The sequence below is a fragment of the Streptomyces tirandamycinicus genome (assembly GCF_003097515.1).
GTDB classification, from domain to species: domain Bacteria; phylum Actinomycetota; class Actinomycetes; order Streptomycetales; family Streptomycetaceae; genus Streptomyces; species Streptomyces tirandamycinicus.
In genome coordinates this window covers 6648770-6674578 of the sequence record NZ_CP029188.1, presented here as the reverse complement: position 1 = coordinate 6674578, position 25809 = coordinate 6648770, and the positions used below count along the sequence as shown (strand labels likewise).

The window sequence follows — 25809 nt, the reverse complement described above, 5'->3', positions numbered from 1 at the left end:
GAGGTTCACTCCACGAAGCTGTACGGGGGCAGCGGGCCGTTGAGCTGCAGCGAAAGGTGCGGGTTGTCCTTGGCGAGCCTGTCGACGGCCGCGACGAACGCGTCCGCGTCGTCCCGCGCGACCAGGCAGGAGATGTTCGCCAGCCAGCCCGTGGAATCCGGGCCCACGCTCAGCGAATCCGCCAGGGCCGTGAGTTCGCGGTGGACGACTTCGGCGTCGATCCGCTCCCGCTGCTGCACGGCGGCCACGATCCGCTCACCGAGGTGGATCTTCTGCTCCTGCGTCCCGCCGCCGGCCGCCTTGTTGGCCTCGCTCATCGCGCGCAGGCCGGAGTCCTCCGCGAGGATGAGGTGCAGTACGGCCTCCTCGTCGTGCGAGGCCTTGACGTTGTACTCGACCTTGCCGTCCAGTGCGGTGAGCCGCTGCTCGAAGTGCTCCGCGCGTTCGGCGAGGACCGCCTTCACCGCGTCGTCGTCGGGTGACACCCCGCCGAAGCGCATCGGCAGCACGGCGCCGGTCGCGGAGGCCTCGGCGAGGACGTTCTGGTGGGCGAGCAGATCGCGGCGCTTGGGCCGCAGGTTCTCCGGCGCGTCGCTGACGATGGCGATCAGATCGCCGCCGGCGACGGTGCGTACCGGGAGCGGCGGATCGCCGACGCCGACGAGTTCGGTTGCCGGGCCCGGGTGCGAGCGGCGGGCGATGCCGTAGACGTACGTACTCACTCCTGCTCCTCCTTCTTGCGCGACGCGGTGCGGCGGGTGCGCGGCCTGCTCTCCGAACCGCTCTCCTCACGGGCCTTGTCGAAGGCCTCGGAGATGGTCTGGGCGGCTCCCGAGAGCGCCCCCTTGGACTTGCCCCGGGCACCGGACTCGGTTATCTCCCCGACGAGTTCGGGCAGTCCGGGGCTGGCGTTGCGGCCCGCTTCCAGGTCGAGACGGTTGCAGGCCTCGGCGAAGCGCAGATAGGTGTCGACGCTCGCCACGACGACCCGCACGTCGATCTTCAGGATCTCGATGCCGACCAGCGACACACGCACGAAGGCGTCGATCACGAGCCCCCGGTCGAGGACGAGTTCGAGAACGTCGTAGAGTCCGCTGGTGCCGCCGCCGGAGCGGCCCTGTTGTGCCGGAACAACCGTCATGGTTCCGGTCCTCCCTTTCTGATCGTCTGGTCCGTGCGCCGGTGGCCGGGCCGCCGGGGATGGCCCCGCGGCAGGTACGGGGGCGCACCAGCAGGGGGCGCGGGTCCGTACTCGCGGTTGCGGAGGCGACCCGACCGAACCCCGGTTCCCTCAGGAGGAGTCCGCTCTCCCGCGCTCGTAGCGTCGGACGCGTCGGTACGTGGTCAGCTCGCCGTCGAGGTCCAGGGCGACCTCGTAGGTCGCGAGCAGACTGGTCGTGTCGGGGATGCGGGCGAGCTCGACCACCTCTACGGCGAGCTCCCAGCCGTCGTCCGTCCGTGCGAAGGACGACACCGACTCGACCTGCATGCCGGTGAACTCGGTGAGCTGGTCGCGGGCCGCCCGCATGACGTCGATCGCCTTCGAAGGACGGTCCGCCCCGGTGTCACCGTCACCGGACTGTCTGGTTGAGTTGGTCATCGCGACCTCGTCCTCCCTCTGGTTGCCGCGTACCGCCGGAAAAAACCTGACTATCCGTCATGGATGTTCCCCCCGGGACCGGGTCCGGGGCCGCTCGTGCCGGTTCAGCGACGCTCCTGCCGGGGCGGCGTGCGGTGTCCGGTCGGACGGGTCGGGGGTCATGGGCGCTCGCGTACCCGGAGTCCCGTCGGACACGCGTGCGGATGCGCAAGGCGAGGGGCGGGGCCCGGTGCGCCATCCGCGCCGGTCGCGGGCGGGGGCGAGGAAACGGAGACAGGAGGGACAGAAGGCGATGGAACACGCGAAGAGGGCGAATCCCCCAAATGAGGTTTGAGGGGCATCGCGCGAGGTAGCAGCAGTGACGTAGCCGGAACACTCGCCGGATGATCGAGGAGCTGACTCACATGGCTGCCCAGGGAAAGAAGATCCGCGGCAAAGCCCAGGAGACCGTCGGCAAGGCCAAGCAGAAGGCCGGCAAGGTCACGGGCGACGAGGAGCTCCGCGCCGAGGGCACCTCCGACCGTGTGGCGGGCAAGAGCAAGGAAAAGGCCGCCGAGGTCGAGCAGACGGTCCGAGGCACGGCGGAAGAACTGAAGGGCAAGGCCCGCAAGAACATGTGAGGGCTTGCACCTCGTCGGGTCCCGGGACGGCGGGAACCTTCGCGCTGCGGGACCCGGTCGCATCGCCTTCCTGCCGTCGCCGCGTGGCCGGCGAAACGCAAGGGCCGTTCCATGCCCCCGGGCAGGGAGCCGACCCGGTCGGACCGGACCGGCCTGGCGGCGCCATCACGCGGCTCGCCGAGGAGGCCACGGGCTGCTGATCAGGCGCAGCTGCCATGGGTCAGGCGCGCGCACTCGGTGACGACGTTCCGCATACTGCCGCTTCGCTCCAGGATCGCTCGCTGAACGGCCGCTCCGTTGCCGCCCCTCAGCAGACGCTCCAGCACGTCCTGAGCCGGTTGCGTGTCCCCGTGATCGTCCAAAGCGTCGCGTACATGGTCGAAGAGGGCGCGCACCACGGGCCCCGCGGGCGCCGGGCGCATCGTCGCGGGGTGGAGGAGCCGTGCTTGGAGCCCGTAGCGGGCGGCCTGCCACGCGGCCAGTCGCAAGACGGACTCGCCGTGTCGCGCCGGGGGCTCTCCCGCCCGCCACTGCCGGACGGCCGTCTCCACCAGCCCGCGGACGAGGATGGCGTGGAGCACCGTCGCGTCCGGGTCCAGGCAGACGTCGGCGACCCGGATCTCGACCGTGGGGTATCGGTGCGACAGCCGGGCGTCGAAGTAGACCATGCCCTCGTCCCTGAGGACACCGGTGCCGACCATGTCGCGCACCTGCTGGTGGTATCGAGCCGCCGAACCGAAGATCCCCGTGGGGCCGGCGGACGGCCATCGTCCCCACACCCGGCTGCGATAGCTGCTGTAGCAGCTGTCCTGGCCCTGCCAGAAGGGGGAGTTGGCGCTCAGTGCCAGAAGGACCGCGAGCCAGGGCCGGATGCGGTCCAGTACCGCGACGCCCTCCTCGTCCGAATCGACGGAGACGTGCACATGGCACCCGCAGCTGAGCTGCTCCTGCAGGGTGAGCCCGAAGCGCTCGGCCATCCAGTGGTACCGCCTGCCCACGGCGATCGAGGGGCTGACCGGAAGGGGAGACGTGGCGAGTGCCGCGACGACGGCCCCCGCGTCCCCGGCGTGCCGCGCCGCCTCGGCCCGGTTCCGCCGAATCTCGGCCGCGAGCTCCTCCATCCGGGTCTGGGGCAGGGTCGCGAACTCCACCTGCTCGCGCTGCAGCTCCGACTCGAAGACGTTCTCCTCGCCCGCGGTCTCCCTGGCGGCCGTGTCGAGAACGGCCGCCGACACGGCGCGGGGTTCCCCGGTCTCCGCGTCCACCAGGAGGAGTTCCTCCTCCACTCCCACGCTGCGCACGACTAGCGCCCCTGCCGCCCGGGCCCCGCTCAGGCGGTCCCGGCGCCGATCGCGTCCAGGGCCTCCCCGAGCGAGGTGACCGTACGGACGGAGGTATGGGGGCCAGGCCTCGCCAGCAGCTCACGCACGGGCGGCGAGGGAGCGGCCACATAGAGCGAGGCCTCCTCCTGGAGCTTCATGAGGAGGGTGAGCATGGCCGGATCGGCGGAGGTGACCGACTTCGTGTCCATCACGATCGCGCGGCCTTCGTCGAGTACGCGGTCAAGCCGCCGGGACACGCCTGCCAGCGCGTCCGGCCCGAGGTCGCCGCCCAGTGTGATGACCCAGGCGTTGCCTCGCTGGCTGCAGCTGAGGACGCCGAGCGCGGTACCCGGGGCCGATGAGGTGCGGTCACGTTCATGCATCCCCCACGTCTAGCAAACTCGTCGGCCGACTTCCAGACGAACGCGTGTCCGCCTGTGCTCCCTCCGGCGGTCGCGCGGAGCCCGCAGGGCGCCGCGGCCGCTGACGACGCACCAGCTGGTCGGCGGTCGGGGCGGGTTCGTCGTCCGGTTCGCATGAGCCCGCGTCCTCTCGCCATCTGGATGATCTGCGTCCCGGTGGGCGGCCACCCGGACCATGCCCGCCGATCCGCACGGCGGCGCCGAAGCCCGGGAGCCTCACCCCGTGTCGTCACCGGCCAGCTGTTCGAGCGGACGGACGGCCGGCCCCTGGAGCAGGTTGCCGTCCACGTCGAAGCGCGAGCCGTGACACGGGCACTCCCATGTCGTCTCGGCCTCGTTGAAGTGCACGATGCAGCCGAGATGGGTGCAGCGGGCAGAGAGCCGGCGCAGGGAGCCGGACGCGTCCCGGTACACGGCGTGCAGGCCGCCGTGCGGACCGCGCACCACCGCACCGCCGCCGGGCGGGATGTCGTCCACGGAGGCGGCGCGACCGCCGGGCAACCGGTCGGCCACCAGGTGGGCGGCCGTCTTCGCCCACAGTTTGACGGCCTTCGGAGCGTCGTGGGGGCGCAGCCTCACGGGGTCGTAGAGGTCGGCCCAGGGCGAGGAGCCGCCGGTGATCCGCTCGGTGAGCAGCCGGCTCGCCATCACTCCCCCGCTCATGCCCCATCCGCCGAAACCGGTGGCGACGTGGACCCGGCGGGTCAGGGGGTGCAGCCGGCCCACGTAGGGCACGTGGTCGGTGGAGAAGGTGTCCTGCGCCGCCCACCGACGGGTGGCGGTGAAACCCTCGAAGTGCTCCTGAGCCCAGCGCTCCAGGCGGTCGAAGCCGGCGGTGGAAGCGCCGTCGTTCCCACCGGGGGTGAACTTCTCCCCGGTGACGATGAGCATGCGGCCCCGGCTGCCGCGGGGAGCGGTGCGCACCGAGCGGGTGCCTTCGTCCTCGGTCAGGAGCATGCCGGCCGGTTCCCCGCAGCCGGGCGGCAGCGGGCCGGCCACAACGATCTCGCGGATCGGCGCCAGACGGGTGAACAGCAACGCCCGGTCGAAGATCGGGTAGTGCGTGCAGACCACCACGTGCCGCGCCTCCACGGTCCTGCCCGCGGTCGTGGTCAGGCGGCACGGGTCGCCCTCGTCGAGCCCGGTGACACGGGTGCGTTCGACGATCGTGCCACCGCGCTCCACGAAGTCGCTCGCGAGCGCCAGCAGGTACTTCCGCGGATGGAACTGCACCTGGTCGTCGAGGCGTACCGCGGCAGCCGCCGGGACGGGCAGGTCTGTGTTCTCGAGGAACGACACCGCCAGCCCGGCTTCCGCCGCCGCCACCGCTTCACTCCGGATGTCCTCGGATCTCGCCGCATCGGACACGTATGTGTAGGCGGGCACCCGCTCCAGATCGCAGTCGACACCGAGCTCCCGGCTCACCTCCACCACATGGCGTACCGCGTCGGCCTGTGACGCGGCGTAGAGTCGCGCGGCGTCGGCGCCGCGCGACGAGCGGATGCGGCTGTACGCCGTACCCTGCAGCGCCGACACCTTTGCCGACGTGTGGCCGGTGACGCCCCTGGCGATGCGGTCGGCCTCCACGAGCGCCACCTGCCGGCCCGCGCGGGCCAGCTCCCAGGCGGCACAGATTCCGGCGATGCCGCCGCCCACCACGGCGACGTCGACGCGGATGTCCTCGTGCAGGGGCGGGTACTCGGGGCCCGGATCGAATTCCGTCCACAGTGAGCCGGACGGACGCTCGGAGATCGCCATCGGTGCGCTCCTCATCGGGAAGGGCGGCGGCCGCCGCGGGGAGGCGTCTCGAGGGGAGGACTGACGGCATTCGGTGGGTGCACCGTGCGCCGCCGGCGGTCCCGGACGTGGCCTTGTGCTTCCTCCTGGGCCTCTTCGTCCGGGGTGAGGGCATCGCCTCGCCGTGCCCGGTCGCGTTCGGTCACGTCGGTTTCCGCTTCCCGGACCTCCCTCTCGACCAGTTCCTCCACTGTGCCCGCGTTGCCGGACTGCCGCTGTGTGCGGTTCACGAGGTGAGTGCCTCCTCGCGTTCAGTCCCGGGGGTCGTGCCCCGGCGGTGGTACCGGGGCCGGTTCCGGTCATCCGCCGGAGGAGCCGCCGCCCTGTTCCTCCCTGGGGCGGCGTCCCCCGGGGCCGGGATGCGAACTGTGGGACTTGAGCTGATGCGGGCTGAGCCGGGACCCGTCGTCCGGGAAACTCTCACCGTCGGGTTCCCGGTGCTCCGCGATGTGCGTGCGTCCGGCCGGACGCACGGGCTGCTCGGACGGTCGCGGCCGTCGCGGCTGTGTCCTGTGGCGCCGGATCGCCCACGGGACGACGCCGACAAGCACCGCAGCGATCACGATTCCGACGAGGAACGGGCCGATACCGCCCAGAACCGGGTTGCTCGCGGCTTCGGTGGCGAGGGAGTCCTGGCTGAAGAACAACAGTGGATTCATCGCTCCGCCTTCTGCTGGGGGTCGTTCGGCTGGGCAGGGCCGGCACCTGGGCCGGCCCGCCTACGGGCACCTCGGGCACCTCGGGTACCTCAGGGCCGTGCGGGTACCGGAAGACACCTGCACGCGCCTGCGGGTCGGTGCCCCGGCCTTCAGCCATCCGTGTGCCCCGGACATCATTGGACACACATGCCGCCTTTGTCCGAGCGGAGACCGTCAGTGCCGAGCTCCCCCGGTTCAAGGGCGCACAGGAGCTGCCGGGTCTCCGCGACGACGGCACCCGGAGAGGTTGCGGTCTCCTGGTCCTCGCTGACGACCCGGGCCTTCAGCCGACGGTGCGCGTGACAGGCTTCCGACAGCGCCTCTGCGCGACGCTCCGGGGTACCGCACCGCTCGTGGGGCCGGAGCGCCGGTACGGTCGCAGGCCCCGCCGGCAGCCCGGCGGCATCGGCAGCACCGCGCAGCACCTCACCCAGGGAATCCAGCGCGTCGGCACGGGGCGGGCGCAGGGACGGGGCGTCGTCGGCGGGCGTCGGCGGGCGTCGGCGAGGAGGCGCGTGAGGGACACCAGGTGGTGGGCGACCCTTTCCCAGGCGGTGTCCGCCTCGGACGGCGGGAGGGCGGAGCCGCGGCGGCGGAGGCGGTGGCCGGGGTGCCGTCAGGTGTACACGGTGCCGCAGGGGGCACGCGCCAACACGAAACGCCCGTACGAGCGGGATACCGTGTGCGGCCTCACGCAGAACGACGGCCCGTGCACACAAGGGAACGGTGAAGGGGGACGCATGAGCAAGATGAAGCTGAAGCGGAAAGGCAAGGTTCCGCTCGTCTACAAGCCCGTCGGCTTCGCCCTGGGCTGGGGCGGCGGCGCGCTCGCCGGGCTGGCCTTCCAGAAGGCGTGGAAGGTGCTGCGCCACGAGGACGACGCACCCGATGCCCTGGACCCCGACCGGAGGTGGGGCGAGATCCTGCTCGCGGCGGCGGTCCAGGGCGCCATCTTCGCCGTCGTACGCAGCGTGGTCGACCGGTCCGGTGCCAAGGCCGTGCACCGCGCCACGGGCGTCTGGCCCAGCGGCGACAAGTCCGGCAGGGACTGACCGGCCCGCCGGCCCACCCCGCCCGGCCGCGACATCAGCCCGGGACCGCGCGGCCGCGGCGCCTGCCACTCCTGCCAGGGTGGACCGGCGCCGGCCACTCCTGCCCGGGTGGACCGGAGCCGTCACCCGTACGCCCTGCTCCTCACGCGTACGCCCTGGTCCACCCCGGGTGGCACGCGCCCACCGGGCCCCGGGCCGCCCCACCGGGCCCGGGTCGTGCGCCGGGACCGCCATCGCACACCCCCGCCCGGCCCCGCTCCTCCCCCGGGGCGGCACGCCCGGCGGCCCGGCGGCGGCGCCCGGGTGCGGCCGATCGGCCTCCCGGGTCCGCGGCGGCCGGCGACGCCGGCTCAGAGCACCCGTATGCCGATGAGGCAGGTGTCGTCGTCGGTGTCGGACTTGCTGTGGGTGAGCATGTGGTCCAGTCGCCGGTCGAGGGTCGCCGACGCGGCCCTGGCCGTGCCGAGCAGCTGCGTCAGGGAGTCGTGGACGGACGTGTCCCGGCGCTCGACGAGACCGTCGGTGTACATCAGCAGCGTGTCGCCCGGCTCCAGTTGCACGTCGGACTCCTGGTACTGGGCGTCGCCGAGAGCGCCGAGGAGCAGGCCGCCCGGCATGGGGAGGGTGGTGGCGTCGGCACCGCGGACGAGCACCGGGGGAAGATGTCCCGCCCTGGCCCAGCGCAGCATGCGGGTCTCCGGGTCGTACAGGCCGCAGACGGCGGTGGCGGTGACGTGCTCCGTCAGGTGGTGTGCCACGATGTTCAGCCAGGACAGCAGCTGGGCCGGGCCCGCGCCGGTGACCGCGAGGCCGCGTACCGCGTTGCGCAGGACGACCATGCCGGTGGCCGCCTCGATGCCGTGGCCCGCGACGTCGCCGACGCACAGCAGGATGCGCTTGGACGGCAGTACGACCGCGTCGTACCAGTCACCGCCGACCAGGGACTCCGACTCCGCCGGCCGGTAGCGGACGGCGACCTCGAGTCCGGGGGCGTCGAGCGGCGCGCGGCTCGGGGGCATGATGGCGTGCTGGAGCTGCAGGGCGAGCCGGTTGCGTTCGGCCGACTCCTTCTCGGTGTGCTCCAGCTGGTCGCGGGTGGCGGCCAGCGCGACCTCGGTCCAGTGCTGCGAGGAGATGTCCTGGTAGGCCCCGCGCACGGCGATGAGCCGGTGCTCGGCGTCCAGGACGGGCTCGGCGATGACCCGGATGTGCCGGGTGACGCCGTCGGGTCGCTGCAGGCGGAACGCGGTGGAGGCGGGCCGCCGGTGGTGCAGCACCGCCTGGAGGAAGCGGCCGATGGTGACCGCGTCGTCGGGGTGGGCGTGGGCGGAGAGGTCCTGCAGGTGGACGGGACTGTCGGTGACCGCGCGGCCGTACAGGGCGAACAGCTGCCCGTTCCAGGTGACCTCGCCGCTGACCAGGTTCTCCTCGAAGCCGCCGATGCGGCCGAGGCGCTGGGCGTGCTGGAGCAGACTGGCCAGGCGCGCGGTCTCGTCCTCGATGCGCCAGATGAGCAGCAGGGCGTGGCCGTGGCGGCTGATGCTGAGGTCGGCGAGGGTGTCCAGGGGGACCTGGTCGACCAGCGCGGTGAGGGTCATCCGCCTGGCCCGGAACGGCTCACCGGTCGCGTAGACGCGTTCGACCTTGTCGAAGAGGTCGCTGTCCCCGGCGGCCATCGGGTACGCCTCGAGCAGCAGGGCGCCGCTGACGGCGCTGCGGGGGCGGCCGGCCGGGTCGAGGAAGCGGCTGTTGGCGTGGCGGACCCGGAAGTCGGTGAGACGGCCCTGGGCGTCGAGGTGCGGGGTGAGGACGAGCGCCGGGTCGTGCAGCCCCTCGGCCAGCTCCACGAGTTCGGACACGTCGGTGGGCTCCCTCGGCGCCCGCGGGGACGCGTCGGCAGGGGTGCTCTCCAGGGTGTGGGCGCACAGTTCGGCCAGGGCGTCGAGCTGGCGCTCGACGGCGGGAGACCGGGGCGGGAGGAGGTGCGGCCAGCAGATCTCCAGAACTCCGTGGATCCGGCCGCCGGTTCCGGCCGGGAGGGCGACCCGGCCGCCGTCCGCGGTCCTGCTGTGGCCGATGGACGGTACGCCCGCCCCGGTGAGGGAGGGGATGTGCACCGGGCGCCGCTCGGAGAGCGCCTGGCGGGCGACGGTGGCCACGCCGGGCGGCACGTACCGCCAGCGTGCCGCCTCGTCCGGGCTGAAGCCGGCGTGGCCGCTGAGCGAGAGGGAGCCGTCCGTGCCCGCCGTCCACACGGCGGCGGCCGTCGCGCCCAGCGGGGCGAGGGCGTGCTGGAGCAGGGACTCGGCGACCGCCTGGGTGTCGCCGGAGGCCAGCGCGGCGCTCTCGGCCGTTCGCAGCCGTACGGAGACCGAGCTGCCGGGGCCCTCCTCGTCGGGTTCGCCGTGGGCGGGTTCGCCGTGGGCGCGTTCGCCGTGGGCGCGCCGGACGAACTCGCTCGCGATGTCGGCGACCTCGTCGCGGGCGGCCTGGTTGATGATGTCCGCCGCGAGCTCGAGCTGCGACAGGCCTGCCTGCCCGGCGAGTTCGGTCAGCTGGGCTGCCGCCTGCGCGGGTCCGCAGCCGAGCCTCTCGATCAGAACGCCCTTGGCGAGCTCGATCAGGGCGCGTCCGTCGGCGGCCGCGTGCGCGGCCCGGATCTCCTCGCGGAGCCGTTCCACGGTGGCGGCCAGCCGGCCGACGCTGGAAGTGCGGTCCGGTGCGCCGGCCGGCCCGGTGCGGGCGGGCGCTGTGCCGGGGGTCGCCGTCACCGCGGGCAGCGGGCGCTGCGCGGGCCCGGGTGCCGGGCCCGGTGCGGTCGCCGGCGGCGCGCCGGGGCCGGCCGACGGCTCGGACCCGGCGTCGAGCAGCGCTTCGTCACCTGGCGGGTTCCCGGCGGGCTCGATTCGGCTCATGGCGCTGCGGACTCCTCGGGGTGGGGGCGGTGAGGAAGGCGGTGCGTACTCGGGCAGGGGGCGGCCGCCGCGGTGCCGCGCACGCTACGGAGCACTCCGGCGGTAGCGCGGACAGCTCGGGGCACTCCGGCGGAGCCGCGGGCGCAGCGGCGCACTGCCGCGGTACCGCGGGCAGCACGAAGCATTGCCGCGGATCCGCGGGCGCAGCGGCGCGCTCCCGCGGCGCCGCGCTCGTCACGGGGCACTGAGCCACCTGCGGAGGCAGGCCACGAGGTCGTCGGCGTTCACGGGCTTGGTGACGTAGTCGCTGGCTCCGGCGGCGAGGCTCTTCTCGCGGTCCCCGGGCATCGCCTTCGCGGTCACGGTGATGATCGGCAGTGCGGTGTGCTCGGGCATCTGGCGGATCCTGGACGTGGCCGCGTAGCCGTCCATCTCCGGCATCATCACGTCCATCAGGATCAGGTCGATCTCGGGGTGCTCGGTCAGCTTCTCGATGCCCTGCCGGCCGTTCTCGGCGTGCAGCACCCGGATGCCGTGCAGTTCGAGGATGCCGCTGAGCGCGTACAGGTTGCGGGCGTCGTCGTCGACGACCAGCACGGTGCGGCCCTGGAGCCCCCCGGCGGCGCTCGGCGGCTGCTGGGGGCTCTCCTCCACCCGGACCAGGGGTACGACGTCTCCCGGCTGCTCGGCCGAGAGGTACAGCGCGATGCGTTCCCGGAGTTCGTCGAGGCTGGACAGCAGCTCCAGCGGCCGCTCGTGGACGCGGGACTGGAGGGCGCGCTCGTCCGCCGCGTCCAGCCGGCGGTTGTTGTGGGCGAGCACCGGCACCGTGCGCAGCGCGGCGTCCCCGTCCATCGCGTCGAGGAAGCGCAGCGCCTGCCCGTCGGCCATGTCGAGTTCGAGGACCACGCAGTGGAACGGGTCGGTGGCGAGGGCGGCGGCCGCCTCCTCCGGTCCGACCGAGGCGACGACCTCGACGTTGTCGCGGTCGGGCAGATCGCCTCCGGCGAGTTCGCCGACGGCGCTCTCGGCCACCAGCGACAGCAGACCGCGGGGGCGTTCCTCGATCACCAGCAGCCGCCGGGTCTGCCGGGTGCGTCCGGGTCCGAAGGCCGGGGCGGGCCGCTCACCGTCGGCGGTCCGCGCGGCCACCTCGGTCTGCGCCGCGGGACGGGCCGGGTCGTCGGCCTGGCTCTGGAAGTCGGCGCGTGCGGCCGGGAGGTAGAGGGTGAAGGTGCTGCCGCGGCCGAGTGTGCTCTCGGCGGTGACCGCGCCGCCGAGCAGATGCGCGATCTCACGGCTGATGGACAGTCCCAGGCCGGTGCCGCCGTACTTGCGGCTGGTGGTCCCGTCCGCCTGCTGGAAGGCGCCGAAGATGACCTCCAGTTGCTGCTCGGCGATGCCGATGCCGGTGTCCTTGACGCGGAACGCCACGACGGCGCCGCCGCGGTGGACCGAGCCGGGCAGTTCGTGTTCGGCCGCCTGCTCGATACGCAGTTCCACGCTGCCGCGCTCGGTGAACTTGACCGCGTTGGAGATCAGGTTGCGCAGCACCTGGCGGAGCCGGGAGTCGTCGGTCACCAGGTCGGCGGGGACGCCGGGGGCGGTGGTGATGGTGAAGTCGAGGCTCTTCTGCGTGGTGACCGGCCGGAACGTCGCCTCGACGTAGTCGAGCAGCGGGCGCAGCGCGACGCGCTCCGGGTTGATGTCCATCTTGCCCGCCTCCACCTTGGACAGGTCGAGGATGTCGTTGATGAGCTGGAGCAGGTCGGATCCGGCGGAGTGGATGATGCCGGCGTACTCGACCTGCTTCGCGGTGAGGTTCCGGGTCGGGTTCTGGGCCAGCAGCTGGGCGAGGATCAGCAGGCTGTTGAGCGGGGTGCGCAGCTCGTGGCTCATGTTGGCCAGGAACTCCGACTTGTAACGGGACGCCAGCGCCAGCTGCTGTGCGCGGTCCTCCAGTTCCTGCCGCGCCTGCTCGATCTCGAGGTTCTTGCCCTCGATGGCGCTGTTGCGGTCCGCCAGCAGGGCGGCCTTCTCCTCCAGTTCGGCGTTGGACCGCTGCAGTTCGTCCTGCTGGACCTGCAGTTCCTCGGAGCGGGACTGCAGTTCCGTGGCCAGGCGCTGCGACTCCTCCAGCAGTTCGTCGGTGCGGGCGTTGGCGACGATGGTGTTGACGTTGACGCCGATCATCTCCATGAGCTGCCCGAGGAAGTCCCGGTGGACCGGGGTGAACGGCGTGAACGAGGCCAGTTCGATGACGCCGAGGACCTGCTCGTCCACCACGACGGGCAGCACGATCAGGCTTCCCGGCGTCGTACGGCCGAGACCGGAGGAGATGACGTAGTCTCCCGGCACGTTGTCCGCGGCGATCGTGCGGCGGCTGCGCGCCGCCTGTCCGACGAGGGACTCGCCCAGCCCGAAGCGGTCCTGGCCGGGTGTGCCGGCCGGCCTTCCGTACGAGCCGACGAGCCGGAGTTCGGTTCCGTCCTGGGTGTCCTCGGCGAGGTAGAACGCACCGAACTGGGCGGAGACGAGCGGGGTCAGTTCGTCCATCACCAGCTCGGCCACCACCGCCAGGTCTCGGTGGCCCTGCATCAGCCCGGAGATCCGGGCGAGGTTGGTCTTGAGCCAGTCCTGTTCCTGGTTGGCGCGGGTGGTGGCGCGCAGCGACTCCACCATCGCGTTGATGTTGTCCTTGAGTTCGGAGACCTCGCCGGAGGCGTCGACGGTGATGGAGCGGGTCAGGTCCCCCTCGGCGACGGCGCTGGTGACCTCGGCGATGGCGCGGACCTGGCGGGTGAGGTTCCCGGCCAGTTCGTTGACGTTCTCGGTGAGCCGCTTCCAGGTGCCGGAGACGCCCTCGACCTCGGCCTGGCCGCCGAGCCGTCCCTCGCTGCCGACCTCCCGGGCGACGCGCGTCACTTCGGCGGCGAACGACGACAGCTGGTCGACCATGGTGTTGATGGTCGTCTTCAGCTCCAGGATCTCCCCCCGAGCGTCCACGTCGATCTTCTTGGACAGATCGCCGTTGGCGACGGCGGTGGTGACCTGCGCGATGTTGCGCACCTGGTTGGTCAGGTTGGTGGCCATGGAGTTGACGTGGTCGGTGAGGTCCTTCCAGGTACCGGCCACGTTCGGCACCCGGGCCTGGCCGCCGAGCCGGCCCTCGGTGCCCACCTCCCGGGCGACCCGGGTGACCTCGTCGGCGAACGCGGACAGGGTGTCCACCATGGTGTTGATCACCTCGGCCAGCGCGGCGACCTCGCCCTTGGCCTCGACCGTGATCTTCCGGGAGAGGTCGCCGCGGGCCACGGCGGTGGCCACCTGGGCGATGGAGCGCACCTGCCCGGTCAGGTTGGACGCCATGACGTTGACGTTGTCGGTGAGGTCCTTCCAGGTTCCGGAGGCACCGCGGACCGTCGCCTGGCCGCCCAGGTTGCCCTCGGTGCCGACCTCCCGGGCCACCCGGGTCACCTCGTCGGCGAACGACGACAGCTGGTCGACCATCGTGTTGATGGTCTCCTTCAGCTCCAGGATCTCCCCCCGCGCGTCCACGCGGATCTTCTGGGTGAGGTCGCCCTGGGCCACGGCCGTGGTGACCTGGGCGATGGAGCGCACCTGCGCGGTGAGGTTGTCGCCCATCACGTTCACCGACTCGGTGAGGTCCTTCCAGGTGCCGGAGACGCCCTTGACGTCCGCCTGCCCGCCCAGCCGGCCCTCGGTGCCCACCTCCCGGGCGACGCGCGTCACTTCGGCGGCGAACGACGACAGCTGGTCGACCATCGTGTTGATGGTCTCCTTCAGCTCCAGGATCTCCCCCCGCGCGTCCACGTCGATCTTCTGCGACAGGTCGCCGCGCGCCACCGCGGTCGCCACCTGGGCGATCGAGCGCACCTGCGCGGTGAGGTTGCCCGCCATGAAGTTCACCGAGTCGGTGAGGTCCTGCCAGGTGCCGGAGACGCCCTTGACGTCCGCCTGGCCGCCGAGGATTCCCTCGGTGCCCACCTCCCGGGCGACGCGCGTGACCTCGTCGGCGAAGGCGGAGAGCTGGTCGACCATCGTGTTGATGGTCTCCTTCAGCTCCAGGATCTCCCCCCGCGCGTCCACGTCGATCTTCTGCGACAGGTCGCCGCGCGCCACGGCCGTCGCCACCTGGGCGATGTCCCGCACCTGGGTGGTGAGGTTGCCCGCCATCGCGTTCACCGAGTCGGTCAGGTCGGCCCAGGTGCCCGAGACGCCGGGTACCTCGGCCTGGCCCCCGAGCGTCCCCTCGGTGCCGACCTCCCGGGCGACCCGGGTCACCTCGGAGGTGAACAGGGAGAGCTGGTCGACCATGCCGTTGAACACACCGGCGATCTCGCCGAGCAGGCCGTCGGCGTCGTCCGGCAGCCGGGTGCCGAAGTCCCCGTCGCGTACGGCCGTCAGGCCCGCCAGCAGCTGCCGGAGCTCGGGCTCTCCCACGGCGCCCCCGTCGTGCGACCCCGTCCGCTGCACCGGACGCGCCTTCTCCACCGTCGTCTCAGCCATGACCGCCCTCGTTAGCCCGACCCGGTTCCGCCCGTCTGCCACGGACGGAGCACCACGGCCCTCCGGCGGAGGGCCAACCCCCGTAGTCCGCCGCACGATCGATCCGGGAATCGTTGTCGTACGGCAAAATACGAGGCAGCGTACCGTGCCGCGATACCCCGCGTGACCAGCGCCCCCGGCATATCGGACAGCCGGGCCGGCCGCGGGCGCGCACCGCCGTTCCGCCGGGACCGGCGGGTGTGGGGACGCGTCGCGGTTGGTACGGACCTCTTCGCCGGATAGGTTTCCTGCGGATGCAGGTTCTCCGGGACGAGACACGGACAGCGGGGAGACCGAGATGCCGCACCGGAACGGGCTGGCGGAGGTACTCGCCGCCGCGGAGGACGCCGCGCCGGTGGACTCCGTCGAGGTCGTCGCCCGCAGTCTGCGCGAACGGTTCGGCGCGCGGCACGTGTCGTTCCTGATCGTCGACATCATCGGCCGGAAACTGGTCCGGGTCGGCGAGGACGCCGCCGCCCGGAAGGGCCGCCACGCGGAGCAGATCGAACTGACCGGCAGCGTCTACGACGAGGTCCTGCGCACCCAGCGACCGGCGCGGACCGGCGACGGCGGACGGGGCGCCCGGGTGATCGCGCCCGTCACCAACCGGGGCGACATCATCGGCCTGCTCGAACTGACCCTGCCCGACGCCGGCGACGAGGTGCTGGAGCAGGTCGAGGAGACCGCGCACGCACTGGCGTACATGATCGTCACGGACCGCCGCTTCACGGACCTCTACCACTGGGGTCGGCGCACCACGCCGGTGAGTCTGGCCGCGGAGATCCAGCGCCAGCTCCTGCCCTCGGCGTCCTGCTGCGAGGCGGCGCAGTTCACGTTCGCCGGGGCCCTGGTCCCCGCCGACGCCATCTCCGGCGACACCTACGACTACACCCTCGACCACGACACACTGCATCTGTCCGTCACCGATGCCATGGGTCATGATCTCAACTCCGCCCTGCTGGCGACTCTGCTGGTCAACGCGTCACGGGGTGCCCGGCGGGACGGCGGCGACCTGGCCGAGCAGGCTCACCGGATCCACCAGGCCATCCTCGACCACGGCCGCGGAGCCCTGGCCACCGGTCTCCTGCTGCGCTTCGCCCTGGACGGATCGGGAGCGCGGGTGGTCAACGCGGGACATCCATGGCCGCTGCGGCTTCGCGACGGCCGGGTCGACGAAGTCCGTCTGGACGTCCATCTGCCGTTCGGGGTGCCGACACCCGTCCCGTACCGCGCACAGGCCCTGGATCTGCGCCCGGGCGACCGTCTCGTGCTCTACACGGACGGCATGCAGGAGCGCCGGGCGCAGAGCGTCGATCTGCCCGGCCTCATCCTCGGCACCGCCGCGGAGCACCCGCGGGAGGTCGTACGGGCCCTGACCGAGGCGGTGAGCCACGCCTGCGGCGGACGCCTCCAGGACGATGCCGCGGCGCTGTGCCTGGACTGGCACGGGGCCGGCACCCGAACCCGCCGTACCCGGGCGGGAGCCGACGTCTGATGCCGCATCAGGCGAGGTTCGCTCGACGGGCGGATCCTGCCTGACGCGGCACTGGCGTGCGCCTCCCGGCCTCCGTGGTCGCGGTCCCCGCGGCCGGCCCGGCGCCCGGTGTACGTACGGGCTGGTCCGGCTCGGCGCCGGGGTGTACGGCCGCCCGGCGCCGGGGTGTACCGGCCGCCCGGCGCGCGGTGCGCGCTGCTGCCCGCGCCGGCGGGGTGCCGCCCTGATCGGGTCGCGCCCCGGGACGGCGGTCAGGCCCCCTCGGCGGAGACGAGCAGGACGGCCTCGACGGTCTTGCCGTCGCGGGCGGGGGTGACGTCGACGGTGACACTGCGGCTGAGGCGCTGGACGAGGGGCCAGCCGAAGCCGCCCGGGGCGGTGATCCGGCGGCGCAGCTCGCTGCGGGGCGGTGTGGGCGAGCGGTCCGACACACGGATGCGGACGGTGCCGCCGTCGAGTTCCGCGTGGAAGGCGGCGAGGCCGCCGCCGTGCCGCAGCGCGTTGGTGACCAGCTCGGACGTGACCAGCAGGATGTCGTCGACCACGGGCGGCGGCAGGGGGGCCGCCGCGTGCCCGTCCAGGAGGCGGCGTACCCGCTCACGGGCGGCGGCGGCCGAGCCGGGGCGCGGTTCGTCCGCACCCGGCGGGAGGGCGGGCCGGTGCCGGTGCGCTCCGGGGCGGGCTCCGGGGCGCTGCTCCTGCGTACCCGTCGCCGGAGCGGGGCGGTGCCCGAGCGCGCCGGGCCCTCCCGGTGCGGAACGGTCCCGGTGCGCGGCGCCCGACGGGCCGGGGACCTGCTCGCGGCCGGAGGCTGCCGAGTGCTCCGTGCCTCCGCCGCGCGGTGCCGCCGCGTCGGCGGTGTCCGCCACCGTGCCCGTCGCCGAGTGCGCCGCATCCGCCGCCGATTCGGCCGGGGCCGCCGCCGTGTCCGCCGCCAGGTCCGCCGCGAGGTCCGCCGCCGATTCGGCCGGGGCCGCCGCGAGATCCGCCGCCGTGTCCGTCGCCTGCGGCTCACGACGCGTCGTGAGCCGCTCCGGTCCGCCGTTCACCGGACGTGGTGGCCGTCGCTGCGCGCCCCGCGGACCTCGTCCACGGCGGCGGCCGTGCTGGGGGCGATGGTGAAGACGCGCGCCGTGTCGGTGAGGTCCAGCAGCCGCCGGACCGGGACGTGGGGCTCGGCGAGCACGAGCGGGACGCCGGCCTCCAGGTGGCGGCGGTGCGCCTCGAGGAGGGTGTGGAGGAACGAGGAGTCGGCGAAGGTGACCCGGGACAGGTCCACGACGACGCCGAGGGCGGTCCCGTCGAGAGGCGCCGCGAGCGTCCGGGCCAGCGTCCCCGCCTCGTCGGCGTCGCACTCGCCGCTGACGCGTACCACGCGCACGCCGTCGACCAGGGCCGACGTCACTTCCAGGTCTTCGCTCATCCGCGAATTGTCCCAGCCCACCGCCGGCCCGCGAAGGGTGGGGGCGCCGGGCCCCTCACGGGGCGGTAGCCCTGGGTGGGCCGCGGTGCAGGCGCCGTACCCGCCGCGCGCCCTACGCCTCCGGCTCCCCGGGAGCCTGGGCGGCAGCGGTGCCGCCCGCACCGGTGAGGTGGCCGTGGGTCCCGGTCAGTGCCAGCAGCCGTTCGAGCGCCGCGGGCCGGTGGTCCAGCCGCAGCCGCGTCCCGGCGGCGGTCGCGATGCGGTGGATCATGAGGAGCGCCGACAGCCCCGCGGAGTCGCACAGGCCCAGCCCCCGGCAGTCCAGCACCAGCAGGCGGGGCGGCCGGTCGGCGTGCAGGCAGACACGGGCGGCCTCGGCGAGGTCGTCCGCCGAGTCCCAGTCGAGGTCGCCTTCGATACGGACGCACACCACTCCGCTGTCGCCGGTGGTGACCTCGATGTCCAGGGTGCGGTCGGGGAATGCGGTCATGCTGCGGTTCCTGGGCCGGGGATCGTGGGACGGGGGTCCCGCGCGCGAAGGACGTCGACCCCCTGGGTGAGGAGGTCCAGGGTACGGGGGAAGTCCTTGAGTTCCTGCCGGAGCAGATCGAGTCCGGGCAGCAGGACTCGGGCGGGCACGCCCCTGGCTTCGAGGATGTCGCCCGTCCAGTCGAGGAAGCCGGTGAACAGCGTCGAGTCGTCGGTGTAGAGGGCGGCGGCGAGGAAGTCGACGATATGGGCGAGGTCCTCGGCGGTGCGCTCACGCTGGGTTTCGCTGTACGACAGCATCTCGGGGAGCCGCTGCTCCAGCCCGGCGAGGGTGCCCCGCACCAGTCGCCGCTTGCCGCGGCTGACGTTGGTGTACTCCTGATCGTCCAGATGGGGCAGGTCCTCGACGGCGGGCCGGGCGGCTTCCGGTCCCGGCCGGGGCAGACCGCGGCTGAGGACGCCCGCGGCCTCACGGGCGTCCGCGGCCCAGGCGTCGGCGCCGAGCAGCCGCGCGTAGCGGCCGTCCGCGGCGAATGCCGCCCCGCCCGCGAGCACCGGCACGCCCGTGGCGCGAACGGCGGCGATGGCGGCGTGTGCCGTGGGCAGCCGGGTGGGGAGCGAGGAGGACAGCGCGACGACGTCCGGCGCGGTCCGGTGCAGATGGGCGACGAGGTGCGGGGTGGGGACCTGGGCACCGAGGTAGTCGACGGTGTGGCCGCGCAGGCGGAGCGTCTCGGCGAGGATCCGGGCCGGCAGGGCGTGCCACTCCCCCTCGACGCAGGCGACGGTGACGGTCACCCCGGTCAGCCCGGACGGCGGGGCGCTCCGGTGTGCCAGGGCGGCGATGACGCGCTCGTGGATCGCGGTGGCGGCGTGCTCCTGGGCGACGGTGATGCGCCCGGCGGCCCATTCCGCGCCGACCTTCCGCTGTACCGGAGCGATGACCTCGAGCAGGATGTCCTCGGCGGCGAGGCCGGAGTCCAGGAGGGCGAACACGCCTCGCGCGGCGGTGAGCTCGTCCCGGGCGTCCACGGCGTCCCAGAGTTCGTCCCGGGCGCCGGCCAGCAGCGCGGGGCACGGCGCCCCGGCCGGACCGGCGGCCCGCCCCGGTTCGCGGTCTCCGGCGGCGGCGTCGGCGGCGGCACCGGCGGCACCGGGACCATCGAGTGGACCGGCTGCGACGGCCCGGCCCGTTGCGGGAGCGTCGGTCCCGGCGGCACGGGCGCCGCCGATCCGTGTGCCGTGGAGGCCGGTCATGCGGTGTACCTGCCCGGCGTGTGTCCGTCGACCGCCGTGAGACGGGCGCCGTACGGGGCGGTGATCGCCAGCACCGCGATGTCGTCGTGCGGCCCCTCGCCGACCCACTCCGAGGCCAGCATCTGCAGCCTCTCCACGACGGCCTCGGCGGGCATCCCGGCGCATTCCGCCAGCGCCGCACGCAGCCGTTCCTCCCCGAACATCACCTCGCCGAGGGGGCCGCCCCTGGCCTCGGTGATGCCGTCCGTGTAGAGCACACAGGTCTCGCCGGGCTGCAGTTCCACCTCCGCGGTACGGGCGTTGACCTCGGGCAGGGCCCCGATCAGGGTGCCCGAGGTGTCGGCCTCCTCGACCCGGCCGGTGTGGCGCACGATCAGCGGCCTGGGGTGCCCCGCGCTGGTCAGGCGCAGCCGCAGGGTGCGTCCGGTACGGCGCGCCGAGGCCAGGACCAGGGTGGCGTAACGGGCGTGCCGATCGGTGACCAGTGTGCCGTTGAGCTGCTTCAGCAGTCTCCCGTGGTCGTCGGCCAGGGGCAGCAGCGCCTGCAGGGTGTTGCGGATCTTGCCGGTCAGGACCGCGGCCGCCAGGCCCTTGCCGCACACGTCGCCGAGCACGGCGAACGTCTCCTCGTCGGGCGCGGCACTCGGGTGCACGTCGTAGAAGTCGCCGCCGACCCGCTCGGTGTCGCGTGAGGCGCGGTAGCCGCCGGCGAACTCGATCCCGTGCACATGCCCGAGCTTCGGGGGCAGCAGCTCCACCATCAGGGTCGCGGTGATGCTCGCCTGCTCGGTGTAGAGGTGCGCGGCGGACAGCGCCACTCCCGCACGGGCGGCGAAGATCCGGGCGAAGACCTCCTCCGAGGTGTCGAACGCGGTTTGCTCATCGCGCCGCAGCAGAATCAGTGCGCCGGCAGGCACACCGTGACCGGGCAGCGGGGTGACCACGACGGAGCCGACGGGCCCGTCCAGGCCGTCGGGGACAGCCCAGTCCGGCAGTGCGGCCGGGTCGATCCACCGGGACGGTACGGGCGGGAAGCCCCGCAGTGCCTCGCCGAGGCCCGGTACCGCGGCGGGGTCGATCCGGCCCGTCGTGCGGACGACGGGGCCGCCCCGCACCGCCGCCGCCACGGGGTGGCGCTTGCCCGCGGCCGGGGCGACGAGCACGGCGGCGTCGGCCAGGTGCTCCGCGGCGATGCCCACCACGGCCTCCATGCACCGGTCCACGTTGAGCGAGGCGAGCAGCCGGGTCGAGGCCTCCGCCAGGAAGGCCGTTCTTTCCCGTTCGTCGTGCAGGGCCGTCTCGGCCAGCAGGCGGTCGGTGTCGTCGACGAGCCACCAGACCACGTCTCCGTTGTCGCCCACCGTCGGATGGGCTTCCAGGGTGAGGTCTCCGTGCCGGCCGCGCGCCGCGACGGTCCGGCCGCCGGGGTCGCCGCCCGAGGTGACACGCCGGTGCGCCCGGGCCAGCCACGCGGGCACCACGTCGTCGAGCCGCGCTCCTTCGAGCGCGGCGGGGAACAGCGCGGCGGCCGCCGTGTTCACCTCGAGCACCCCGCCGGCGCGGTCCGCGACCAGTGCGGGGTAGGGAGCTTGCGTCCACGAGGCGCCGACATGGAGAGCCAGGCCCTGCGACCCGCGCGAGGAGCCTTCGAAAGTCGTCATCTTGCCAAGGCCCGGGAGCGGGCCTCATCACCTTCCGCTGGAAGCCGGGACGCTGCCACCCTCCCGCACCTTTCCCCTGGCATCAAGCGGCGGCGGCATTCCGGCACCGGCGGGCCGGTCCGCCGGTGGCGTTGTGCCGGTGGCGGCAGCGCGCGGCCGGACGGCCAGTGCCGCAGCCGGATGGGCAGTGGCACCGGGTCGAGCGGGAAGGACCGCGGTGCTCCTTGCCCTTACCCGCCCTTTCCGAATGCGTCAAGTCCCGAGTCTTCGGAACGAGACCGAGATTCGCCGTTCCTGCCTAATGGTGATACGGGCCTCGCCAGAAGTGAGGCGCAGTACAGCACAGCGGAACGGATTGACGGCATGGGAATTCCCCGCGTTCTCCGCTCCCACATTCTCCCCGGGCCCATCGGGGAAAGCCACTCATTCCCGGCGTGACAAGGAGTATTTCGATGACCCGTATTGTGCACAACCACAACGAGGACCGGCCCAGGCGCCGAGGTTTCCGCCTGGCGGTGATATTCGCCTCGGCCGCCGCCGTTTCCGGTGCCGTCGCCCTTCCGGCGGCCGCCGCGACTCCGGCGGCGGCCCCTGCCGTGGCGCCTGCGGTGCTGGTCACCGACGGTGGAGCGGGCGGCGCCGGCGGCGCGGGCGGTGACAGCGTCTTCGGTGGCGGCGGCTCGGGCGGCTCCGGCGGTTCCGGTGGCGGCAGCGTCTTCGGCGACGGGGGCGCGGGCGGCGACGGGGGCGACGGCGGTGACAGCGTCTTCGGCGGTGGGGGTGGCGGAGGCGGCGGCGGAGGCGGCGGGGAGAGCGTCTTCGGTCACGGCGGTGACGGCGGTGACGGGGGCGACGGCGGTGACAGCGTCTTCGGTGACGGCGGCGGCGGGGGCAGCGGCGGAGGCGGCGGTGACAGCGTCTTCGACCACGGCGGCGACGGAGGCGATGGAGGCGACGGAGGCGACACCGTCTTCGGCGACGGGGGCGCGGGCGGCGACGGCGGAGTCGGTGGCGACAGCGTCTTCGACCACGGCGGCTTCGGCGGCGACGGAGGTGACGGCGGCTTCAGCGTCTTCTGATCACCGAGCCCACGGCGGCCCCGCGGTCCGCCTCGACGGGGTGGAGGCCTGCCCGGCCTCCACCCCCACGGTGGCCGGGTGATCGCGGCCGAGAACGGCACTTCTTCTCTCGTCATGAGGCGTCATCCCTTCTCTCGTCATGAAACGGAGCATTTCCCCATGTCCAGGAAAATCTGGAAGCATTCGATCGTTCTGGCGGTGGCCTCGGTGGCCGTCGCGACCGGGACCGCGTGCGCCAGTCAGGCACCGCAGGTTCCCTCGAAGGGCACGGCCCTCTCCACCGATGCCGCGGCCCTCGGCAGCCGGTCCGCCGAGGACTGCGGCAAGGGCGGGGAGGGCGGCAAGGGCGGGGAACCGGGTCAGCCGGGTGAGCCCGGCAAGCCGGGCCGGCCCGGCTGTGCACATCCCGAGGACTCGAAGGACTCCAAGGACTCCAAGGACTCCAGGGACTCAAAGGAGTTCGAGGACCTGGAGGGGCTGGAGGATGCGGAGGACCTCAAGGACCTCAAGGACCTCGAGAAGCTCAGGGACCTGCAGGAGCTGGAGGAGCTGAAGGACCTCGAGAGCCTCGAGGCGTTCGGTGAACTGCCGGACAAGCCGGCGGACGAGCTGTCGGCCGTGGACAAGGTGCGGATCGTGGTGGCCCTGCTCGCCGACGAGGCGACGACGGCCGAGGTCGCCGAGAAGTACGACGTCTCCGAGAAGGAGGTCGACACCTGGAGGGATCACGTCCTCGACGGTGACTGGGCGGCCCTGATCAAGTAGGCCCGCCGACTCGGGCCCCGTACCGCGTGCCGCGCGGTACCGGGCCCGACGCCGAACACATGCGGACGGATCGTGCGGTTCCGGCCCCCACCCGGGGGTCCGGGGCCGTCGCCGTGGACGTGCCCGGTCCCGGTCGGACCGGGACATCGGCGTGCCCGGGGCATGCCTGGACGGAATGCACGCCCCGGCACGGCGCGCCTGCGCTTCCTTTCCGGGCGCCGGTCGCGAATACGGGCGAGCGGCACGCATGTCAAGTTCCGAATTCGCGTGGCGTGACCGTACCGGGCAGGACGCGGCCTACTGGATGGGCGACACATCCGGTCCCTGTGTTCTCGCTCGTTCTTGTTCGTTCTTCTTCGTTCTTCTGCGGTGTTTCCCACACACTGCACGTCCGGAAAGAACCGCTCACAGAGCCGAAAGAACCCGGGGACGTGTTTCTCCAGAGAAGGGCGATCTTCATGCGATTCAGGACCATGGATTCCTGGGCCGGCCGGCTGGGCCTGGTCGTGGCGGCCGGTCTGCTCGGGGCGGGGGTGATGGCACCCGCCGCGGTGGCGGCACCAGCATCCCCCGCCCCGCAGTCGGTGGCGGCATCAGCTTTCCCGGCATCCCCGGCCCCGCAGTCGGTGCCCGCCGCACAGTCCGTCGCACGGCTTCCCTCGGGTGACGGCGGCGGGGCGTTCGACGTCGAACTGGGCGAGGAAGGCAGTGTCCAGGTCGGCGACCGGGCATGCGTGGGCAACTGCGAGGGCAGCGCCAACGGCGGCGAGGGCGAGGACGGCGGCTTCTGCGCCGGGCTGTGCAATGGCAGCGCCAACGGCGGCAGCGGCACCACCGGGCAGGACGGCGGGGACGGTGGTGACGGAGGTGACGGCGGGATCTGCGCGGGCATCTGCCACGGCAGCGTCAACGGCGGCGACGGGGGTGACGGCGGCGACTCGGCCGGCGAGGGCGACGGCGGCTCCGGCGGGGCGGGCGGCGACGGCGGACTGTGCATCGGCATCGGCTGCGACACCGGGGGCGCGGGCGGCCGGGGCGGCGACGGAGGTGAGGGCTGACGTCGGCTGGGACACCGGCCGGAGGCCGCGTGCGCCCCCGAGGACGCGCGCGGCCTCCCCCGGCACGTTTCCCCGGGCGCCACCCGGCCGCAGGAGCGTGCACGCCACGCGGACCCGGACGTACGGCTACGCGTCGTCGGCGGAGTCGTTCGCGGTGTAGCGCGTCCGGGCCCAGAGCGGGAGGACGAACCAGCACAGGAGGTACCAGGCGAGGACACCCGCCACCAGGTAGGGCACGACGGCGTCGTGCGTCGCCGTACGCAGGATCAGGAACAGCGCCCCTGTCAGGGTCGCGAGCAGCAGCATCAGCCCGACGAATGTGAGACGTGAAGCCCACATGACGGTCTGCGGCTTGACACGCCGGCCGGAGAGGATGCGGTGCAGCGACACCGGGGCGACCAGGGCCCCGGTCGCCAGGGAGCCGAGGATGACCGTCACGATGTAGATGCTCTTGTCGGCCTGACCCAGCTGCTGGAAGATCGGGGTGAAGACGACGGTCAGCAGGAACCCGAAGAGGATCTGCACACCCATCTGCGTCACCCGTATCTCCTGAACGAGATCCTGCCACTTGCGGTCGGCCCGCTCGTCTTCCGTCTCTTCACGGGCGTCCCGCCGCCCGCCCTCCGTCTCCACACGGGCGTCCCGCCCCTCGTTCTCCTCCCGCAGGCGCTCTCCGCTCATGAGGCGTCCTCCTCGTCGAGGTGTGACCGACTCGAGGGATGTGCCCTATATGTACCCCCGAATGGCGGATTCCGCTCGTCAGGCCGTCAGCTCGGTTGACTGGTCAACCATGCGGGCTCGGGCAGCCTCGGCCGTGCGGCGAGGACGAACGGAACACTGAACGGCAGGCCCCGGGGGCGGCGAACATGCCGAGCGCCACCGGCTCCGAGCTGCCGCCCGGACGCCGGACCTGATGACCCGGTGCCCCAGTCACCCGGTGACCCGGTCACCTGGCGACCTGGCGACCTGGCGACCTGGCGACCCGGCGACCCGGCGACCCGGCGACCCGGCGACCTGGCGACCTGGCGACCCGCATGATCGTCCGGCTGTGTCAAGCCCCGAATTCCCGTCTCGGGACAGAAGCCGCCCGTTCGGGCCCAATGGAGTCAGAGGCGGTCGGCGCCCGGCGACGCCGCGGACACCGCCTCTCGCACTGACCGACCGGACCGCGATGACTGCAGGTGAACGATCCATGTACGTGTCGACTCACTCCGGCACCGACGTCCGAGTCGGCGGCCCTGATGCCCCGTCGCGGCCCGCGGCGCCTGCAGGACCGGAGACCACTGGTGCCGGGGAGCCCTGCGGAACCGGTGGTACCGGCGACCGCGCCCGGACCCGCCGCTGGCCGTACGCGCTGGGCGGCGCTCTCCTGGTGCTGGTGTTCCTCGGCATGTGCGTGCTCGGGGCCCTGATGGCGACGAGCTGCTACGAGCTGGTCCGCGAGGGCTCGGGCATGTGCGAGCTCTACCTGCAGTCGGCCCTGTTCGCGGGCATGGGCTTCATCGGCCTGTGCGCCCTCCCCGTCATCGCCGAACGGAACCGCGTGGTCGGCCTCATCGCCCGCCGCATCCCCTGGTGAGGCCTGCC

22 protein-coding genes are annotated in these 25809 nt (G+C 73.0%); 7 read left to right on the top strand and 15 right to left on the bottom strand.

All coding sequences use genetic code 11. The features are described from left to right. Window positions 1-5: 5 nt before the first annotated feature. From DDW44_RS28825 to DDW44_RS28815, 3 genes are all read right to left on the bottom strand, one after another. On the bottom strand, window positions 6-722 hold the full coding sequence (locus DDW44_RS28825; protein ID WP_018890455.1) for a GvpL/GvpF family gas vesicle protein: 717 nt from the start codon (window positions 720-722) through the stop codon (window positions 6-8). Next, window positions 719-1141: a gas vesicle structural protein GvpA gene (locus tag DDW44_RS28820; protein WP_017948566.1), complete on the bottom strand. Its 423-nt coding sequence runs from the start codon at window positions 1139-1141 to the stop codon at window positions 719-721. Before DDW44_RS28820 ends, DDW44_RS28825 begins: the two co-directional genes overlap by 4 nt. A gap of 150 nt (window positions 1142-1291) precedes the next feature. Then, window positions 1292-1600 carry a gas vesicle protein GvpO gene (locus DDW44_RS28815; protein WP_018890454.1) on the bottom strand — a complete coding sequence of 103 codons (309 nt, stop codon included), beginning with the start codon at window positions 1598-1600 and terminating at the stop codon, window positions 1292-1294. A gap of 404 nt (window positions 1601-2004) precedes the next feature. Between DDW44_RS28815 and DDW44_RS28810 the strand changes: the two genes are divergently transcribed. Further along, complete coding sequence (locus tag DDW44_RS28810) at window positions 2005-2220, top strand: CsbD family protein (RefSeq protein WP_026281752.1); 216 nt, start codon at window positions 2005-2007, stop codon at window positions 2218-2220. A 200-nt stretch (window positions 2221-2420) separates the two neighbouring features. Here the strand turns inward: DDW44_RS28810 and DDW44_RS28805 are convergent, their stop codons facing one another. The 4 genes from DDW44_RS28805 to DDW44_RS28785 all read right to left on the bottom strand — a co-directional run bounded on the left by DDW44_RS28805 (window position 2421) and on the right by DDW44_RS28785 (window position 6420). Next, the gene (locus tag DDW44_RS28805) at window positions 2421-3521 is read right to left on the bottom strand and encodes a glutamate--cysteine ligase 2 (RefSeq protein WP_108908315.1); all 1101 of its coding nucleotides are present in this window, start codon (window positions 3519-3521) and stop codon (window positions 2421-2423) included. A gap of 29 nt (window positions 3522-3550) precedes the next feature. Beyond that, a complete protein-coding gene (locus DDW44_RS28800) occupies window positions 3551-3925 on the bottom strand; it encodes an STAS domain-containing protein (RefSeq protein ID WP_027734707.1) in 375 nt (124 codons plus the stop codon). A 255-nt stretch (window positions 3926-4180) separates the two neighbouring features. Beyond that, window positions 4181-5722 carry an FAD-dependent oxidoreductase gene (locus DDW44_RS28795; RefSeq protein ID WP_108908314.1) on the bottom strand — a complete coding sequence of 514 codons (1542 nt, stop codon included), beginning with the start codon at window positions 5720-5722 and terminating at the stop codon, window positions 4181-4183. Between the two features lie 338 nt (window positions 5723-6060). Beyond that, entirely contained in the window at window positions 6061-6420 is a 360-nt protein-coding gene (locus DDW44_RS28785; RefSeq protein WP_108908312.1) for a DUF6479 family protein, read from the bottom strand. A gap of 779 nt (window positions 6421-7199) precedes the next feature. Here DDW44_RS28785 and DDW44_RS28780 point away from each other — a divergent pair. Then, on the top strand, window positions 7200-7511 hold the full coding sequence (locus DDW44_RS28780) for a DUF4235 domain-containing protein (protein WP_018890449.1): 312 nt from the start codon (window positions 7200-7202) through the stop codon (window positions 7509-7511). Between the two features lie 350 nt (window positions 7512-7861). Here the strand turns inward: DDW44_RS28780 and DDW44_RS28775 are convergent, their stop codons facing one another. Next, window positions 7862-10426, bottom strand: a complete 2565-nt coding sequence (locus DDW44_RS28775; protein ID WP_108908311.1) for a SpoIIE family protein phosphatase — start codon at window positions 10424-10426, stop codon at window positions 7862-7864. 234 nt (window positions 10427-10660) lie between these two features. Beyond that, window positions 10661-14956, bottom strand: a complete 4296-nt coding sequence (locus DDW44_RS28770) for a HAMP domain-containing protein (protein ID WP_108908310.1) — start codon at window positions 14954-14956, stop codon at window positions 10661-10663. Between the two features lie 337 nt (window positions 14957-15293). Between DDW44_RS28770 and DDW44_RS28765 the strand changes: the two genes are divergently transcribed. Then, the gene (locus DDW44_RS28765) at window positions 15294-16490 is read left to right on the top strand and encodes a PP2C family protein-serine/threonine phosphatase (protein ID WP_108908309.1); all 1197 of its coding nucleotides are present in this window, start codon (window positions 15294-15296) and stop codon (window positions 16488-16490) included. 251 nt (window positions 16491-16741) lie between these two features. Here DDW44_RS28765 and DDW44_RS28760 read toward each other — a convergent pair whose 3' ends face one another. The 5 genes from DDW44_RS28760 to DDW44_RS28740 form a co-directional block, all read right to left on the bottom strand. Next, on the bottom strand, window positions 16742-17539 hold the full coding sequence (locus DDW44_RS28760) for an ATP-binding protein (protein WP_108908308.1): 798 nt from the start codon (window positions 17537-17539) through the stop codon (window positions 16742-16744). Next, the gene (locus DDW44_RS28755) at window positions 17536-17913 is read right to left on the bottom strand and encodes an STAS domain-containing protein (RefSeq protein ID WP_027734700.1); all 378 of its coding nucleotides are present in this window, start codon (window positions 17911-17913) and stop codon (window positions 17536-17538) included. Before DDW44_RS28755 ends, DDW44_RS28760 begins: the two co-directional genes overlap by 4 nt. A 112-nt stretch (window positions 17914-18025) precedes the next feature. After that, window positions 18026-18403, bottom strand: a complete 378-nt coding sequence (locus tag DDW44_RS28750; protein ID WP_108908307.1) for an STAS domain-containing protein — start codon at window positions 18401-18403, stop codon at window positions 18026-18028. After that, window positions 18400-19659 carry a cobalamin B12-binding domain-containing protein gene (locus DDW44_RS28745; RefSeq protein WP_244224142.1) on the bottom strand — a complete coding sequence of 420 codons (1260 nt, stop codon included), beginning with the start codon at window positions 19657-19659 and terminating at the stop codon, window positions 18400-18402. Before DDW44_RS28745 ends, DDW44_RS28750 begins: the two co-directional genes overlap by 4 nt. Further along, on the bottom strand, window positions 19656-21320 hold the full coding sequence (locus DDW44_RS28740; protein ID WP_108908306.1) for a PP2C family protein-serine/threonine phosphatase: 1665 nt from the start codon (window positions 21318-21320) through the stop codon (window positions 19656-19658). The genes DDW44_RS28745 and DDW44_RS28740 overlap by 4 nt, the downstream gene beginning before the upstream one ends. A gap of 452 nt (window positions 21321-21772) precedes the next feature. Here DDW44_RS28740 and DDW44_RS28735 point away from each other — a divergent pair, with 452 nt between their 5' ends. The 3 genes from DDW44_RS28735 to DDW44_RS28725 all read left to right on the top strand — a co-directional run bounded on the left by DDW44_RS28735 (window position 21773) and on the right by DDW44_RS28725 (window position 24222). After that, window positions 21773-22399 (top strand): hypothetical protein, encoded by a 627-nt coding sequence (locus DDW44_RS28735; protein WP_108908305.1) that lies wholly within the window; start codon window positions 21773-21775, stop codon window positions 22397-22399. 159 nt (window positions 22400-22558) lie between these two features. Continuing rightward, window positions 22559-23164: a hypothetical protein gene (locus DDW44_RS28730; RefSeq protein ID WP_108908304.1), complete on the top strand. Its 606-nt coding sequence runs from the start codon at window positions 22559-22561 to the stop codon at window positions 23162-23164. Window positions 23165-23622: 458 nt separating this feature from the next. After that, window positions 23623-24222: a hypothetical protein gene (locus DDW44_RS28725; protein WP_146207065.1), complete on the top strand. Its 600-nt coding sequence runs from the start codon at window positions 23623-23625 to the stop codon at window positions 24220-24222. Between the two features lie 126 nt (window positions 24223-24348). Here DDW44_RS28725 and DDW44_RS28720 read toward each other — a convergent pair whose 3' ends face one another. After that, window positions 24349-24903 (bottom strand): DUF6328 family protein, encoded by a 555-nt coding sequence (locus DDW44_RS28720; protein WP_108908302.1) that lies wholly within the window; start codon window positions 24901-24903, stop codon window positions 24349-24351. Window positions 24904-25414: 511 nt separating this feature from the next. On the opposite strand from DDW44_RS28720, the gene DDW44_RS28715 reads away from it, so the two are divergent. After that, window positions 25415-25801, top strand: coding sequence for a hypothetical protein (locus DDW44_RS28715; protein ID WP_018890437.1), 387 nt, complete (start codon window positions 25415-25417; stop codon window positions 25799-25801). The last annotated feature ends 8 nt before the right edge of the window (window positions 25802-25809 follow it).